The organism is Saccharospirillum alexandrii, assembly GCF_043641555.1.
Taxonomy (GTDB): Bacteria; Pseudomonadota; Gammaproteobacteria; order Pseudomonadales; family Natronospirillaceae; genus Saccharospirillum; species Saccharospirillum alexandrii_A.
Window position 1 is genome coordinate 161,746 of sequence record NZ_JBHZRJ010000001.1, and the last position, 15,968, is coordinate 177,713.

General features: G+C 58.1%; 12 protein-coding genes. 6 read left to right on the forward strand and 6 right to left on the reverse strand.

Going from position 1 to position 15,968, the window contains the following annotated elements; genetic code table 11:
* Positions 1 to 23 precede the first annotated feature (23 nt).
* Positions 24 to 752, reverse strand: coding sequence for a 16S rRNA (uracil(1498)-N(3))-methyltransferase (locus ACHUE7_RS00625; RefSeq protein ID WP_394168244.1), 729 nt, complete (start codon positions 750 to 752; stop codon positions 24 to 26).
* Between the two features lie 15 nt (positions 753 to 767).
* The gene (argC, locus tag ACHUE7_RS00630) at positions 768 to 1,712 is read right to left on the reverse strand and encodes an N-acetyl-gamma-glutamyl-phosphate reductase (protein WP_394168245.1); all 945 of its coding nucleotides are present in this window, start codon (positions 1,710 to 1,712) and stop codon (positions 768 to 770) included.
* Positions 1,713 to 1,891: 179 nt separating this feature from the next.
* Between argC and ACHUE7_RS00635 the strand changes: the two genes are divergently transcribed.
* On the forward strand, positions 1,892 to 3,451 hold the full coding sequence (locus ACHUE7_RS00635; RefSeq protein ID WP_394168246.1) for a flagellar brake protein: 1,560 nt from the start codon (positions 1,892 to 1,894) through the stop codon (positions 3,449 to 3,451).
* A 7-nt stretch (positions 3,452 to 3,458) separates the two neighbouring features.
* On the opposite strand, the gene metF is transcribed toward ACHUE7_RS00635, so the two are convergent.
* The 4 genes from metF to ACHUE7_RS00655 all read right to left on the reverse strand — a co-directional run bounded on the left by metF (position 3,459) and on the right by ACHUE7_RS00655 (position 8,332).
* The gene (gene metF, locus ACHUE7_RS00640) at positions 3,459 to 4,289 is read right to left on the reverse strand and encodes a methylenetetrahydrofolate reductase [NAD(P)H] (protein ID WP_394168247.1); all 831 of its coding nucleotides are present in this window, start codon (positions 4,287 to 4,289) and stop codon (positions 3,459 to 3,461) included.
* Between the two features lie 376 nt (positions 4,290 to 4,665).
* On the reverse strand, positions 4,666 to 6,066 hold the full coding sequence (ahcY, locus tag ACHUE7_RS00645) for an adenosylhomocysteinase (protein ID WP_348474612.1): 1,401 nt from the start codon (positions 6,064 to 6,066) through the stop codon (positions 4,666 to 4,668).
* Positions 6,067 to 6,160: 94 nt separating this feature from the next.
* Complete coding sequence (metK, locus tag ACHUE7_RS00650) at positions 6,161 to 7,315, reverse strand: methionine adenosyltransferase (protein ID WP_394168248.1); 1,155 nt, start codon at positions 7,313 to 7,315, stop codon at positions 6,161 to 6,163.
* A 12-nt stretch (positions 7,316 to 7,327) separates the two neighbouring features.
* The gene (locus tag ACHUE7_RS00655) at positions 7,328 to 8,332 is read right to left on the reverse strand and encodes a metalloregulator ArsR/SmtB family transcription factor (RefSeq protein ID WP_394168249.1); all 1,005 of its coding nucleotides are present in this window, start codon (positions 8,330 to 8,332) and stop codon (positions 7,328 to 7,330) included.
* Between the two features lie 194 nt (positions 8,333 to 8,526).
* On the opposite strand from ACHUE7_RS00655, the gene tkt reads away from it, so the two are divergent.
* From tkt to ACHUE7_RS00680, 5 genes are all read left to right on the forward strand, one after another.
* The gene (gene tkt, locus ACHUE7_RS00660) at positions 8,527 to 10,518 is read left to right on the forward strand and encodes a transketolase (RefSeq protein WP_394168250.1); all 1,992 of its coding nucleotides are present in this window, start codon (positions 8,527 to 8,529) and stop codon (positions 10,516 to 10,518) included.
* A 229-nt stretch (positions 10,519 to 10,747) separates the two neighbouring features.
* Positions 10,748 to 11,755: a BMP family lipoprotein gene (locus tag ACHUE7_RS00665; RefSeq protein ID WP_394168251.1), complete on the forward strand. Its 1,008-nt coding sequence runs from the start codon at positions 10,748 to 10,750 to the stop codon at positions 11,753 to 11,755.
* 233 nt (positions 11,756 to 11,988) lie between these two features.
* Positions 11,989 to 12,990 (forward strand): BMP family lipoprotein, encoded by a 1,002-nt coding sequence (locus ACHUE7_RS00670; RefSeq protein ID WP_348474607.1) that lies wholly within the window; start codon positions 11,989 to 11,991, stop codon positions 12,988 to 12,990.
* Between the two features lie 273 nt (positions 12,991 to 13,263).
* The gene (locus ACHUE7_RS00675) at positions 13,264 to 14,841 is read left to right on the forward strand and encodes an ABC transporter ATP-binding protein (RefSeq protein ID WP_394168252.1); all 1,578 of its coding nucleotides are present in this window, start codon (positions 13,264 to 13,266) and stop codon (positions 14,839 to 14,841) included.
* Positions 14,838 to 15,968, forward strand: a complete 1,131-nt coding sequence (locus ACHUE7_RS00680) for an ABC transporter permease (protein ID WP_394168253.1) — start codon at positions 14,838 to 14,840, stop codon at positions 15,966 to 15,968. Before ACHUE7_RS00675 ends, ACHUE7_RS00680 begins: the two co-directional genes overlap by 4 nt.

Here is a 15,968-nt window from a genome sequence, read left to right on the forward strand (position 1 = left end):
CTACCCCGGCCAGACGCCATAGGTCACGACAAATCGCCCCAGCGGTGCTGCAAAATGGCCAGCATGGCCAATGGGGCCGTCTCGGTTCTGAGAATGCGCTGCCCCAGCTGCCAGCTTTGAAAGCCCTGTTGCAGGGCGTAGGCTACTTCATCGTCGGTTAACCCGCCTTCTGGGCCGACCAGAAAGGCGACGGATTCCGGGGCTTCGCCGGGCCAGTTTGGCCGCTGGGCAGAGGTGTGCAGCACCAGCTTAAGCGGCTGTTGGCGGGTGCTGGCCCAGTCGTGCAGTGAGGTAATGGGGTGCAGAACCGGCAGGGTATCCTGGCCGCATTGTTCGCAGGCGCTGGTGATGACACCCTGCCAGTGCTGCTGTTTTTTATCTTGTCGGTCGGCTTTCAAGCGCAGGTCGCAACGCTCGCTGGTCAGCGGGGTGATCTCGCTGACACCGAGTTCGGTGGCTTTCTGCAAGGCGATGTCCATGCGGTCGCCCTTCGACATCACCAGGCCCAGGTGCGTTGCCAGCGGTGAGGGTGCTACCGGCTCAAGCCGTTGTGCCAGGCTGACCGACGCACTGCGTTTGGATACGTCAGTCAGATTGGCCGCAAAGCGCTCGCCACGACCATTGAACACTTCAACAGGCGCGCCATCACCCAGGCGCAGCACGCGCACCAGGTGGCCATGGGCGCCCTCGGGCAATGCCAGTTGGGTGCCCGGGCCGTCGGCTTCGGGCAGGTAGATTCGCGAGATTCTCATCGTATGGTCGGCGCGTTACAGCAGGCCTGTGGTCTCATCGAGCCCCAGACGCAGGTTCATGTTTTGTACCGCAGCGCCGGAGGCGCCCTTGCCCAGGTTGTCGAGCCGCGCCATCAGCATGATCAGGCCGTTGTCGGCCGCGTAAACAAACAGTTCAATCCGGTTGGTGCCGTTGCAGGCGGTGGGCTTCAGGAAGCCGTCTTCAAGCTGCGACTGGTCGTTCAGCGGGAACAGATGCACGAAGGGCTCACCGCCGTAGGTGGCGGCCAGGCGCTCATGCAGGGCTGTTGCCGGGCCACCCAGCAAACGGGCGTGCAGCGGTACCTGAACGATCATGCCCTGTTCGAAATTACCGACGGTCGGCACGAACACGGGCGGGAACTGGAAACCCGGTATGCGCTGCATTTCCGGCAGATGCTTGTGCATCAGGTCGAGGTTTTTGGGCCGGGCGGCAATGTCTTCAAGATCCGCACCGCTGCGGCTTTTGTAGTCAGCAATCATGGCCTTGCCGCCACCGCTGTACCCGGTGATGGCGTGTACCGCGAGTGGGTAGTCTTTGGGAATCAGGTCGGCATCGACCAGCGGCTTGGTCAGCAGCGTCATGCCGGTCGGGTAGCAACCCGGGTTGGCAATGCGGTTGCTGTTGAGCAGCAACTCGCGCTGACCGGGCAGCTCCGGCACGCCGTATACCCAGTCCGGTGAAACCCGGTGGGCGCTGGAGGCATCGATGATGACGGTATTGGGGTTAGTGACCAGGCCGACGGCTTCGCGCGCGGCGTCGTCCGGCAGGCACAGAAACACGACATCGGCTTCGTTCAGGCATTCATCGCGCAGCAAGGCATCGCGGCGTTTATCCTGCGGGACAGTCAGCAGGTCGACATTGGGGTGAGCCTCCAGACGCTGTTGGATTTGCAGGCCAGTGGTGCCGTACTGTCCGTCGATGAATACCTTGTGTGCCATGCGAGAATTCCGTGCCAGTGAACCAGACGCCAAGGGTACTATTGATTGGCCTGCGGGGGTAGACGGGTATCGTGAATGAAGCGCGCAAAACCGGGCGGTCGGTGCCTGTCTGTTGCTTGTTCTGCCACCCCGCAGACAGTGGTAGACTGACGACATAGTGATAAAACCAAGAGGCTTCGGTGACAACCGATACAGAGGGTGAGTTCGTAACCAAAGAGACCGATATTCTGCGTATGTTTCGACAGGCGAAGCAGCAGATGGCCCCGGTTACGCTGGTGTTCCCCGAAAGGCATCGCAGCCTGACCACCTACCTGGTGGAGATCAGGCCCCGCGAGCGCGTGCTGGTACTCGATGAGCCCATGCCCAAAGTCATGGCCCGCTACCTGGCGGCAGGCGAGTCGTTTACGCTGGAAACCTATTTCGACGGCGTGCGCATTCGTGCCCGTCAGTTACAGGCAAAATCGATCGGTACCGAGTCTGACCCGCGCTACCAGTGCCCGCTGCCAACCGAACTGTATTATCTACAACGCCGCAAGAGCTTCCGCGCGCTGGCCCGGCGCAGCCTGATCATCGATGCCCGGGTGCTCAGTGAAACCGGTGAAGTACGCTACGGTGTACTGCGCGATATGTCGGTGGAAGGCTGCCGGCTGGAGTTTGAAGGCGACCTGACCGAGCTTTATGGCACGCAGGGCGAAACACTGTCGGTCGAGCTGACCTTTCCCAACGAAACGCAGCTGAGTTTCCAGGTTGACATGCTGCGCTCAGACTTCGATGAGTCGACCGGCGTAACCGGCATTGGTTGCAAGTACACCGCGCTGCTGCCGCAAACCGAAGTGCAATTTTCAGCGGTCGTTACCGATTTGCAGCGCGACCACATCAACTTTGTTAAAAACGGCGGTAACCGGGATGAAATACCCGCCCGGTTTCTGTTGCCCAATGGCGAGGTGCCGGTGCGCTTTAAACCGCACAGCAACAAAGCATCGACCACGCCCAGGGCAACCTCAAAGTCACCGGAACTGACCGTAACGCTCGACATCGCCGCGACCTGGCGCAACGCCCTGGCGGCCGTGCGCAAACAGCAGGCGCTTAACAAGGCCGAGGCCAGTACCGAGCTGGTTGAATCATTGCGAACGCTCAGTCAGGTCTGGCACCAGGACCGCTTCGGTTTGCTGGTGCACAGCCGAATTCGCAGTGAAGACAATTCCGACATTGAACAGCGCCTGGCGATCAGCCTGGTGCAGGCTGACCATCAGGTTCGGTCACCTTCCTCAAAGAACGCCTATGCCGATGCGGGCATCACCCCCTGGATGACGCATGCACTGTTGCGCAGGCTGGGTGCCAAAGAGCAGCCCATGGCAAAGTTGATCGCAGCGGTGGACCGGCTGGCCTACAAGGTGGTGGATGAACAGGTTTATTACCGGCCAACGGCGGCGCTTGGCGCGCTGCACAAACAGGCGACGTTCGATGCACGGCTGATTCAACAGTTGATTGCGACTCAGGGTCTCTACCCGCTTGGGTCCTGCGTTCGGCTGAGCAATGGCTGCGCCGGGCTGGTGTTGCAGCACAATGATAAAAACCAGCCTAACCGGGTGCGCCAGTTGTACAAGCTGAGCGAACAGTCGCCCCTGCCGCCCAGAGACATCGATATCGAAGCAGACGGTATTTCCGTGGAAGGGCCAGCAGACCCGGTTAAGCTGGGGCTGCCGGTCGAACTGTTGCGACCGGCGGTGAGGGCCTGAGAGCCAGCTACAGCCGGTCGATGATCGCCAGCGATGGCTCAGACCGGTTCATGGTGTAAAAATGCAGGGCCGGGGCGCCGGCATTGATCAGTTCGCGGCACAAACTGCTGACCACTTCCAAACCAATCGACTGAATACGGGCGCTGTCATCGCCACAGGCTTCCAGTTGCTTGCGCAACCAGCGCGGAATGTCAGCGCCGCAGGCGTCGGAGAAGCGAATCAGGTTTGATACCTGGGTGATCGGCATAATGCCGGGCACAATATCGATGTGACAATCGCGCTTGCGCACTTCACTGACGAAATGCACATAAGCATCGACGCTGTAAAAATACTGCGTAATGGCGGTGTTGGCACCGGCATTGGCTTTTGCCACGAAGTTGTCGACATCGCGATCAAAATTGGGCGCCTGCGGATGCATTTCCGGGTAGGCCGCCACTTCCAGCTTGAACGTATCGTCGTAGCGTTCACGGATAAACCGCACCAGATCAGCGGCGTACCGGAAATCACCCCCGGTACCGCCCATACCTGAAGGCAAGTCGCCCCGCAGCGCAACGATGCGACGAATACCGGCGTCTTTGTAACGGTCGAGCAGGTCAGTCAGCGTCGCTTCAGTCGCACCAATGCACGACAGGTGCGGAGCCGTTTGCACGCCGCGCTGGTTCAGTTCGATCACCGTGCTGATGGTACGCTCCTGAGTGGAGCCACCGGCACCATAGGTGACCGAAAAAAATTCGGGATCAGCAGCCTTCAGTTCACTGTGAACGTTCAGCAGTTTTTCGTAGCCAGCGTCTGTCTTCGGTGGAAAAAACTCGAAGCTGACAGGAACGGAATTAGGCATGAGTTATGTTCTCTGGTCATTCTTGCTATAGAGTCAGGAGTCCGTGTCACCCACCGGGTGTACCTATCCGGGGTCGGCGTGAACCCGTCCATGGGGCCTAGACCGCAGCATCCTTGCTGCGGACATCCCCGGATAGGTACACCCGGCAGCTGCCACTCTGCTCGGTGCTAGTAATAAATACTAGCGTGGGTTTTTAGGTTTCAAGGTTCCGCCCGGGAGGTTAGCGACGGGTGCCGGGTGTGTCCCTGTGGGGTAGTCCGCAACATGGATGTTGCGGCCTAGGCTCCATGGACGGATCTACGCCGACCCCACAGGGGCATACCCGGTGGCCGTTGCGGGCCAACACCTCCCCGGCAACCCAAACGCTAAACTCGACTCAGTATTTGTAGTCGTTTGGTTTGAATGGGCCTTCAACCGGTACCCGGATGTATTTGGCCTGGGTTTCGGTCAGGGTGGTGATAACACCACCAAAACCGCGCACCATTTCTGCTGCTACTTCTTCGTCGAGCTTCTTCGGCAATATTTTCACGTACAGCGCTTCGGCTTTCTGGTCGGCCGGCAGGTCGGCGAACTTTTGCTCGTACAGGTACATCTGAGCCAGAACCTGGTTGGCAAAAGAACCGTCCATGATGCGGCTCGGGTGACCGGTGGCGTTACCGAGGTTCACCAGACGGCCTTCGGACAGCAGAATCAGATAATCATCGGCGTCGTCGGAGCGGAAAATCTGGTGGACCTGGGGTTTGATTTCATCCCAGCGCCAGTTTTTGCGCATGTAGGCGGTATCGATTTCGTTATCGAAGTGACCGATGTTGCTGACCACAGCACCGTTCTTCAATGCTTTGAGCATGTTGGCGTCGCAGACATTGGTGTTGCCGGTGGTGGTAACGATCAGATCGGTGGTGCCGAGAACGTCAGTGTTGATGCTGGCTTCGGTGCCATCGTTGATGCCGTTTTTGTACGGCGATACCACTTCGAAACCGTCCATGCAGGCCTGCATCGCGCAGATCGGGTCGATCTCGGTGACTTTTACGATCATGCCTTCCTGACGCAGTGACGCGGCTGAACCTTTGCCCACATCACCGTAGCCAATAACCAGGGCTTTCTTGCCGGCCAGCAGGTGGTCGGTGGCGCGTTTGATCGCATCGTTCAGCGAGTGACGGCAGCCGTATTTGTTGTCGTTCTTTGATTTGGTCACGGCGTCGTTAACGTTGATCGCCGGTACTTTCAGCGCGCCTTCTTCCAGCATTTCCAGCAGACGGTGCACGCCGGTGGTGGTTTCTTCCGAAATACCGTGGATGTCGTTCAGCAACTGCGGGTATTTGCTGTGAACCATCTCGGTGAGGTCGCCGCCGTCGTCGAGAATCAGGTTGGCATTCCAGACGTCGCTGCTTTCTTTTTCAGCCAGAATGGTTTGCTCGATGCACCACAGGAACTCTTCTTCGGTTTCGCCTTTCCAGGCAAAGACCGGGATGCCGGCAGCGGCAATGGCGGCAGCGGCGTGATCCTGAGTTGAAAAAATGTTGCATGACGACCAGCGCACTTCGGCACCCAGTTCGACCAGGGTCTCGATCAGTACGGCGGTTTGAATGGTCATGTGAATGCAGCCCATGATGCGTGCATCCTTGAGCGGCTGGTCGGCCTTGTACTTGTTGCGCAGGGCCATCAGCGCCGGCATTTCACGTTCGGCGATGTTGATTTCTTTGCGGCCATAGGCGGCCAGCGAAATATCAGCGACTTTATAGTCGGTGAAGGTATCCAGATTCACGGCGGTGGTCATAGTAATCTCCTGAAAAGAAAGTTTTTTGAGCTGCGAGCTGCGAGTTTTGAGCTAACAGCTCGTAGCTCGTAGCTCGTAGCTCTTAGCTCTTAGCTCACAACTTGGCAGCGGCCTTTAGCGCCGCTGCCTTATCCGTGGCTTCCCAGCTGAAACCTTCGCGGCCAAAGTGGCCATAGGCGGCAGTGGGGCGATAAATCGGGCGCAGCAGGTCGAGCATTTCGATGATGCCGCGCGGGCGCAGGTCGAAGTGTTCGCGCACCAGGTCGGCGATCAGTGCTTCGTCGACCTTATTGGTGCCAAAGGTGTTGATCGAGATCGAGGTCGGTTCAGATACACCGATCGCGTAGGACACCTGAATCTCGCACTTGTCGGCCAGGCCGGCAGCAACAATGTTCTTGGCGACATAGCGACCGGCGTAGGCGGCAGAGCGGTCCACTTTGGACGGGTCTTTGCCGGAGAACGCACCGCCACCGTGGCGTGCCATGCCGCCGTAGGTATCGACAATGATCTTGCGGCCGGTGAGGCCACAGTCGCCCACCGGGCCACCAATCACGAAGTTACCTGTCGGGTTGATGTGGTAGCGGGTGTCGCTGTGCAGCCACTCGGCCGGCAACACGGGCTTGATGATGTGTTCCATCACCGCTTCGCGCAGATCGGAGAGGCTGATTTCCGGGTTGTGCTGGGTCGACAGTACGACGGCGTCGACGGCGACCGGCAGGCCGTTTTCGTAACGCAGCGTGACCTGGGATTTGGCATCCGGACGCAACCAGGGCAGCACGCCGTTTTTGCGCAGCTTGGCCTGGTGTTCAACCAGACGGTGGCTGTAATAAATAGGGGCGGGCATGTAAGAGTCGGTTTCGTTGGTGGCATAACCGAACATCAGGCCCTGGTCGCCAGCGCCGAGGTCTTTGTTGTCGGCTTCGTCAACGCCCTGGGCAATGTCGGACGACTGCTTGCCAATGGCGTTCAATACCGCACAGGAAGCGCCGTCGAAACCGACGTCGGAGCTGTCGTAACCGATGTCGAGAATCACATCGCGAACGATGTCTTCCAGATCGACGTAAGTATCGGTGCGGACTTCACCGGCGATGATCGCCATGCCGGTCTTGACCATGGTCTCGACGGCAACGCGGGCGTTTTTGTCTTCAGTCAGAATGGCGTCCAGGACGGCGTCGGATATCTGGTCGGCCATTTTGTCCGGATGGCCTTCAGAGACCGATTCGGAAGTAAAGAGGCTGTACTCGCTCATGGGCTGTGTTCCTCAGTTCAGCGACGTGAGTGGGTGTCCAGCAGCGGCGTTTGCCTCGCTGGTATCAGTAAAAAGCGGTGTTTGCGGCGGCTTGCGGTAGACCTGGGTTTGCACCTGAAAGCCGTTGCGCAGGGCCAGAAAGCGCCCCTGTTCGTGATCCAGCCCGGCCGATTCGGCCCACTGGTGCAATTCATCCGGCTCGAAACCGAGCCACTGGTCGCCACATTGGTGATGCGCCCATTCCTGATCGTGGCGGCACAGGTCGGTAATCACCAGCAAGGCGCCCGGTGCCATCAGGTGTGCGCAATTGATCACTTCCTGGCCGGGTGCGGGTACGTGATGCAGCACCATGTTATAGACCACGACATCGAATTGTTCGTCCTCGGCCATCAGGCTTTCGGTATCGCCTTCACGCAGCTCGACGTGGCGTAGCTGCCGTGCCGGAATGCGGGCCTGCTCAAGCATGGCGGCTGAAATATCAATGCCGACGACCTGGCGAAACCGGTCGTTCAGCGCGGTCAGAAACTCCCCTTTGCCGGGCCCGACTTCAAGTGCGCGCTGGTGCGATTGCTGGCGGCAGCTGTCCAGAAGCTGCAGCGTTTCCGGGCCGTACTGATGAAACAGGGCAATGCGCTCCTGGTGCAGTTCAAACTCGTCGGCGTGGTTGGCAAAGAACGCCTGGGCCGCGTTCAGGCGGGCCGCGCGTATGTCGGCGAGTTTACGTTGCAAATCGTCAGGCAGTTCATACTGATCGAGCTCCCGGAACAGTTGCTGCTGAATCGAGAGTGCATCGCCGAGCGACCGGCGGTAATAAATGCTGTTGCCTTCGCGGCGGCTTTCCACCCAGCCAGCCTTGCTCAGTATCTTCAGATGATGGCTCATACCGGACTGGCGAACGTCGAGCAGATCGCTCAGTTCAAGCACGCCAAAGGCCCCGTGGCCCAGCGCCTGCAGCACGGTCAGGCGGGTCGGGTCACCGATGGCTTTAAAGAAAGACGGTACGAGGTCTAGTTTCATGGCGGCAAGACTAGCAGTGCCCCTCCGCTTTCTCAATAACTATATCAATATATTTTGATATAGATTTGTGCGATTAATCTGCACGGATGCGTCAGACGCTTTGCCCCCACCGGTTATTTTTGGGACAATTCACGCCCTTTCCCGCTTACCCGGGTGTTTGCCGCTCCCGAAAACCAACAGCCGAGGACTTTTCGATGCCGTCACGTAGTGAACTTGCCAATGCCATCCGTGCCCTGAGTATGGATGCCGTGCAGAAAGCCAAATCCGGTCATCCGGGCATGCCAATGGGCATGGCTGATATTGCTCAGGTGCTGTGGTGCGACCACCTCAAGCACAACCCGACCAACCCGAAGTGGGTTGATCGCGACCGCTTTATTCTGTCCAACGGACATGGCTCAATGCTGCAATATTCACTGCTGCACCTGGCAGGCTATGACCTGGGCATTGACGATCTGAAACAGTTCCGCCAGTTGCATTCACGCACCCCGGGCCACCCCGAATACGGTTATACGCCGGGCGTAGAGACCACCACCGGCCCGCTGGGTCAGGGTCTGGCCAACGCCGTTGGCTTTGCCATGGCAGAGAAGACTCTGGCGGCTCAGTTCAACCGCAAGGGTCACACCATTGTTGACCACAATACCTACGTCTTCCTCGGTGACGGCTGTCTGATGGAGGGGGTGTCTCATGAGGTGTCATCACTGGCGGGGACTCTGGGACTGGGCAAACTGATTGCGTTTTATGACGACAACGGCATTTCGATCGACGGCGAAGTCGCTGGCTGGTTTACCGATGATACCGTTAAGCGGTTTGAGGCATACGGCTGGCAAGTGATTCCGCGGGTAAACGGTCACGACCCGGAAGAGATTCAACAGGCCATCGAAACCGCCCGGGAAAACACCGACCAGCCAACGCTGATCTGCTGCAAGACCATCATTGGCTTCGGTTCACCCAATAAAGAAGGCAAGGAATCCAGCCACGGCGCGCCCCTGGGTGATGATGAAATCGAGCTGGCCCGCAAGAAGCTGGGCTGGACTCACGGTGCCTTCGAAATTCCGCAAGACATCTACGACGCCTGGGATGCCCGTGGCAAGGGACGTAAGGCGGAGTCAAAGTGGGATGACCAGTTCGCCGAGTACAAAGCGGCCTATCCGGACCTGGCGGCTGAATTTGAGCGCCGCGTGAAAGGTGAGTTGCCGGCCGATTTCGACAAGATCGCCAATGACTACATCGCCAGCGTCAACGACAAGGCGGAAACCATCGCCAGCCGCAAGGCGTCGCAAAACGCCATTGAAGCACTGGCGCCCAACCTGCCTGAACTGCTGGGTGGGTCGGCCGATTTGGCGGGGTCGAACCTGACGCTGTGGAGCGGCGCGCGTGGCATCAGCCAGGCCGAGCCAGACGGCAACTACTGTTTCTATGGCGTGCGTGAATTCGGCATGACTGCGATCATGAACGGCCTGGCTCTGCACGGCGGCTTCCGCCCCTATGGCGCTACCTTCCTGATCTTCATGGAATACGCCCGCAACGCGGTTCGTATGTCGGCATTGATGAAGCAGCCGCTGATTCACGTCTACACCCACGATTCGATCGGTCTCGGCGAAGACGGCCCAACGCACCAGCCGGTTGAGCAGCTGTCTTCACTGCGCCTGACGCCGAATCTGGATACCTGGCGCCCGGCCGATGCGGTGGAAAGTGCCGTTGCCTGGAAGTCGGCGATTCAAAGCAGCGACCGGCCAAGCGCCCTGGTGTTCTCCCGTCAGGGTCTGACGCACCAAAAACGCTCAGCGCAGCAGCTGGCTGACATCGAACGGGGCGGTTACGTGCTCAAAGACAGCAACGGCACGCCGGCTGCGGTTCTGATCGCCACCGGTTCCGAAGTGGGTTTGGCGGTTGAAGCCGCTGAAGCCCTGGAAGCGAAAGGTGTGGCGACGCGCGTGGTCTCAATGCCCTGCACCGAGCGTTTCGACGCCCAGGACGCCGCCTACCGGGACACCGTTTTGCCACGCGGCATCAAGCGCTTTGCCGTGGAAGCCGGCATTGCCGACTACTGGTACAAGTACGTGGGTCTCGACGGTGCTGTGCTGGGCATGACCAGCTTTGGTGAATCGGCTCCCGCCGGTGATCTGTATGCCCATTTTGGCATCACATCTGACTCATTGGTCAACTTGGTACAATCCTCGCTTTAAAATTCCCGCCCAACGGAAAGGGCCAGCCAATCGGCTGGCCCTTTCTTATTGAAAACCGACTGAACCTAATGGATAGACCCGGATTCCTGCACCCGGGAGAGGGTGATGTGAGTGCGCCCTTTATCTGCCGGAGGTACTGCTGATGATTGTTGTCGACAAGGCTCGATCAGGCAGACAAGAGTCCTTATACTGTGTAAAAACTAACCGCTAGGTCAAATATGAGGTTTGCATGAAATTGGTTCGTATATTCAGTGTTGTTCTGGCTGTAAGCGTTAGTTGGGCAAGTGCCGAGGTGTTGCCCGCCGTGGCCTACTCCGACGGTGTTAAATTTGATAACTCCTTTAATGAAGCGGTGTTCCGTGAAGGGGTAACCCGGTTTCAGTCTACCTACGATATCGATGTTGTGGAGGTAAACCCCTCCACCGCCGACGCTTTTGAATCGGCCCTGCGGGACCTGGCCAGCCAGGGGCGCAGCCCGATCGTTGCGGTTGGCTTCTCCTATGCCCCTGCGCTGACCGCTGTGGCGCCGGAATTTCCGGATATTCAGTTCACCATCATCGACTCTGTGGTTGATCTGCCAAACGTTCAGTCCCTGATCTTTAAAGAGTGGGAAGGGTCGTTTCTGGTTGGAGCGCTGTCAGCGATGAGAACAGGCGGCGCACCGCTGGGGTTTGTCGGCGGCATGGATCTGCCCTTTATTCGCGGCTTTGCCTGCGGTTATGCCCAGGGCGCGCAGTACGTCGACGATGATTCCCAGGTCATGGTGCGCATGATCGGCGATACCCCCCAGGCCTGGTCGAGCCCCGAGCGTGGGAATGAATTGGCGCTGGAACTGGTTGAGCGGGGCGCTGAAGTGATTTACGCCGCCGCCGGTGGCAGTGGCGTTGGTGTATACCGGGCCGCCGAAGACAGTGGCACTCTGGCCATTGCGGTCGACTCCAGCCAGAACTACCTGCACCTGGGCACCATGCTGACCTCTATGGTCAAACGGGTAGGTGTGGCGGCCTTCACCAGTTGGGAGCAGGCCGTGAACGGCCAGTGGCAGCCCGGGGTGCAACAGCTGGGCCTGGCAGAAAATGGCGTGGACTGGTCGTTGGATATTTTCAATCGCCAGCTGGTCACGCTGGATATGGAAAAAGAGATGACCCAGCTGCGTGAGCGCATCATTGACGGTCGTATTCGGGTGCACAACTATGCCTCGAACAATCAGTGCCCGGTGCCCTTGCTGGAAGGCTGAGCAAGCTACTGATGCCGGGCCTGATCGCGATAGATGAATCCAGGATGAATCAGCTGTGATTCTAGCGATGTAACGACGAAGTGGCTGTGTATAATGCAACAGTTTGTTGCAAACGAGCTTTGCGGGGTTGACCAAACGGTCAGCTTTGCCTAGAGTGCTTCCAATGGCCCCTTGAGGGGTTCGTTGGGCGTATGCAAAACAACCATAACATTAACGCTGAAAGGGGATTCACCATGAAACCAATGTTGAAAGCGGCTGCTGCAGCTGTGCTGTCCTTTTCTGCTGCCATCGCCGCAGCGGAAGATTTCCAACCTGCGGTCGTCTATGACACAGCAGGCAAGTTCGACAAATCCTTTAACGAAGCGGTCTATCGCAACGGTGCCGAGCAGTTCACCATGGACAAAGGCATTGCCGTCCGTGAATTTGAACCGCAAAACGAAGAGCAGCGTGAGCAAGGCCTGCGTCGTCTGGCCGATCGTGGTTTCAGCCCGATCGTCGCGGTAGGCTTCAACTACTCGTCTTCGGTTGAGAAAGTAGCGGCTGAGTATCCGGATGTTCAGTTCTCCATCATCGACTCTGTTGTTGACCTGCCAAACGTTCAGTCCATCGTCTTCGCCGAGCATCAGGGTTCTTTCCTGGTCGGTGCGCTGGCTGCCATGGCGTCCGAGAACGGCGCGGTTGGTTTTGTCGGTGGTATGGACATCCCGCTGATTCGCAAGTTCGCCTGTGGTTACCAGCAAGGTGCCCAGTATGTGAACAGCGACATCGAGTACTTCGAGAACATGACGGGTTCAACCCCGGCGGCGTTTAACGACCCGGCCCGTGGTTCTGAACTGGCCAAGTCACAGATTTCCCAGGGTGCAGACGTGATCTTCGCTGCTGCCGGTGGTACCGGTATCGGTGTTTACCAGGCTGCGGCTGACGAAGGCGTTTACGCCATCGGCGTCGACTCCAACCAGAACTACCTGCAGCCAGGCACCATGCTGACCTCCATGGTCAAGCGTGTGGGTGTTGCGGCTTACGCCTCCTGGGAAGAAGCTCAGGCCGGTGAGTGGGAAGGTGGCATCAAGGTGCTGGATCTGGGTGCCAACGGCGTTGACTGGGCACTGGACGAGTTCAACGAAGACCTGATCACCGAAGAAATGCAGACTCGTATGGCTGAAATTCGGGCCGGTATTGTGGACGGTTCCATCAGCGTTCACGACTACACTGCCACCAGCAGCTGCGATATCTGATCACAGCTCGATGCTGTTAAAAGCACCTGCCTGGCGGCAAGTGCTTTTTTATTGGGGTGATGATTCTTGTCAGTCACACCCCGTTCGGCCGGTTCCCGGGCCTGTCCTGGTTCCGGCCGATGTATTATTAACGCCCTCCCCGGGAGTCTGTCAGACTCCCGGGGAGGGCGACGTCCGGTTCGGACGATTTCCGAACCGAGTGAGACCCGACGCATGTTCGGCTACTCTCAGAGCATACAGCGTTTCCATTAACCTCTACTGACCGGGTGACCCATGACTGCCCAGACCCACTCTGCTGCAGAATACGCCCTCGAGCTGCGCGGCATCGACAAGCACTTTGGTGCGGTACATGCCAATAAGAACATCGATCTGAAGGTCGAAAAAGGCACCATTCACGGTATCGTCGGCGAAAACGGTGCTGGCAAGTCCACGCTGATGAGCATCATCTACGGCTTTTACGAAGCTGACCGGGGTGACATTGCCATCGATGGCCAGGTGCTGAAGATCAGGGATTCCAAAACCGCCATTGCCTCGGGCATTGGTATGGTCCATCAGCATTTCATGCTGATTCAGAACTTTACTGCGCTGGAGAACGTCGTTCTGGGCGCCGAGAGTGGTGAACTGATTGATGACAGCCTCGATAAAGCCCGCACTGAACTGAACCGGTTATCGGATGAATTCGGCTTGTCGGTACCGCTGGACCAGCCCGTTGAAGAATTGTCGGTGGGGTTTCAGCAACGCATCGAAATTCTCAAGGCGCTGTACCGCGGCGCCCGGATTCTGATTCTGGACGAACCCACCGGCGTGCTGACCCCGCAGGAAACAGAGCATCTATTTAAAGTGCTCGACTCGCTTAAGGCTCAGGGCACCACGGTCATCCTGATCACCCACAAATTACGCGAGATTCTGGCGGCGACCGACAACGTATCGGTCATGCGGCGCGGCGAGATGGTCGCCCACGTAAAAACGGCCGAGACCAACCAGGAAGAACTGGCGGAGCTGATGGTCGGTCGCAAGGTATTGCTGCAAGTCGACAAAGGCGATTCAGCACCGGGTGATGTAAAACTGTCTGTGCGTAACCTGAGCATGACCGACAGTGCCGGGGTTAAACGCCTCGATAATGTGTCACTGGATGTGCGTGCCGGCGAGATCGTTGGTATTGCCGGCGTTTCCGGGAATGGTCAGTCCGAATTGCTGGAGACGCTGGCGGGCATTACCCCGGTCGACAGTGGCACCATCGATTTGAACGGCCACACCCTCGATGCCCAGCACCCGATGAACCCGTCGCAAGTGCGCAAGGCTGGCATTGGGCACATTCCGGAAGACCGGCATCGCATGGGCCTGATTAATACGTTTTCGGCCTACGAAGCCTTTGTGCTCGGCTACCACCGCAATCATGAATACAACGGTGCTCTGCAAATGAAGCAAGGCGCCATTATTGAAGATTGTAAGGAAAAGATGGAGCGCTGGGATGTTCGCCCGCAAGACCCCTATCTGAAAACGGCCAACTTCTCCGGGGGTAATCAGCAAAAGCTGGTGATTGCCCGCGAAATTGAACAGAACCCGGATGTCCTGCTGATTGGACAGCCAACCCGGGGCGTCGACATTGGCGCGATCGAATCCATTCACAAACGTATCCTGGAAATGCGCGACGCGGGCAAGGCCATTTTGCTGGTCTCGGTTGAGCTGGATGAAATCCGCTCACTGTCGGACCGCATTCTGGTGATGTTCGACGGCACCATCGTCGGTGAAGTACCGGCCGATAAAGCCGACGAACGGACCCTTGGCCTGATGATGGCCAACATTGTTCCCGATGAAATCAAGGCGTTGCAGGCGGAGGAACCAGCATGAGTCAACACCGAATACCCGCCTGGATCACCGTAGGGGTCATCCCCCTGGCCAACGTGGCCATGGCTGCCCTGGCAGCGGCTCTGGTCTTCTGGTATCTGAACATTAATCCGCTCGATGCGTTACAGGCCATGGTTTATGGCGCCTTTGGCAGCTCCTATGGCTGGGGCTACACCCTCTATTACATGACCAGTTACATCTTTACCGGGCTGGCCGTGGCTGTGGTGTTTCAGGCCGGGATGTTCAACATTGGCGGTGAAGGTCAGGCTTACATAGGCGCACTGGGCGTAGGCCTGGTTTGTCTGGGCTTGGGCGGCCATGTGCCGTTAATTGTGTTATTGCCGATCAGCATTATTGCGGCCTTTGTGTTCGGTGGCCTCTGGGCGCTGATTCCCGCCTGGCTGCAGGCCAAGCGCGGCTCGCACATCGTTATTACCACCATCATGTTCAACTTCATCGCCGCCTCGCTGATGAACTACCTACTGATCAACTTCATGAAGCCGGCCGGCACCATGTCGGTGGAAAGTGCGGTCTTTGATCCGTCTTCCTGGATCCCGAAGATGCATGAAGCGCTGGCGTTGATTGGTATTTCAATTGATCGCTCACCGCTTAACCTGTCGATGTTCTGGGCGCTGTTTGTTGCCTTTGCCGTCTGGTTCTTCCTCTGGCGGACCCGCTGGGGCTATGAAGTACGGGCCATGGGCAGCAACGCCTCCGGTGCCCAGTACGGCGGCATCAGCATTCCGGGAACCGTCATCATGATCATGATCATTGGCGGTGGCCTGGCCGGCTTTATGGCGCTGAACGTGGTGCAGGGTGAAGCGCACCAGATCAAGCTGAACCTGGTGAATCAGATGGGCTTTACCGGCATTGCTGTGGCGCTGATGGGGCGTAACCACCCGGTGGGCATCGTGATCGCCAGTTTGCTGTTCGGCTTCCTCACCCAGGGCGGGAGTGAATTGCAGTTCGAATACTCGGTGGACGCGCGCATTGTCGTGGTGTTGCAGGGGCTGGTTATCCTGTTCTCGGGCGCCTTGCAAAACATGATGAAGCATCCGATTGAACGGCTCTATTTGCGGTTAACCAGCAACCGCAGAAAGACCTCTGAAGAACTCGCGGCGGAGGCCTGA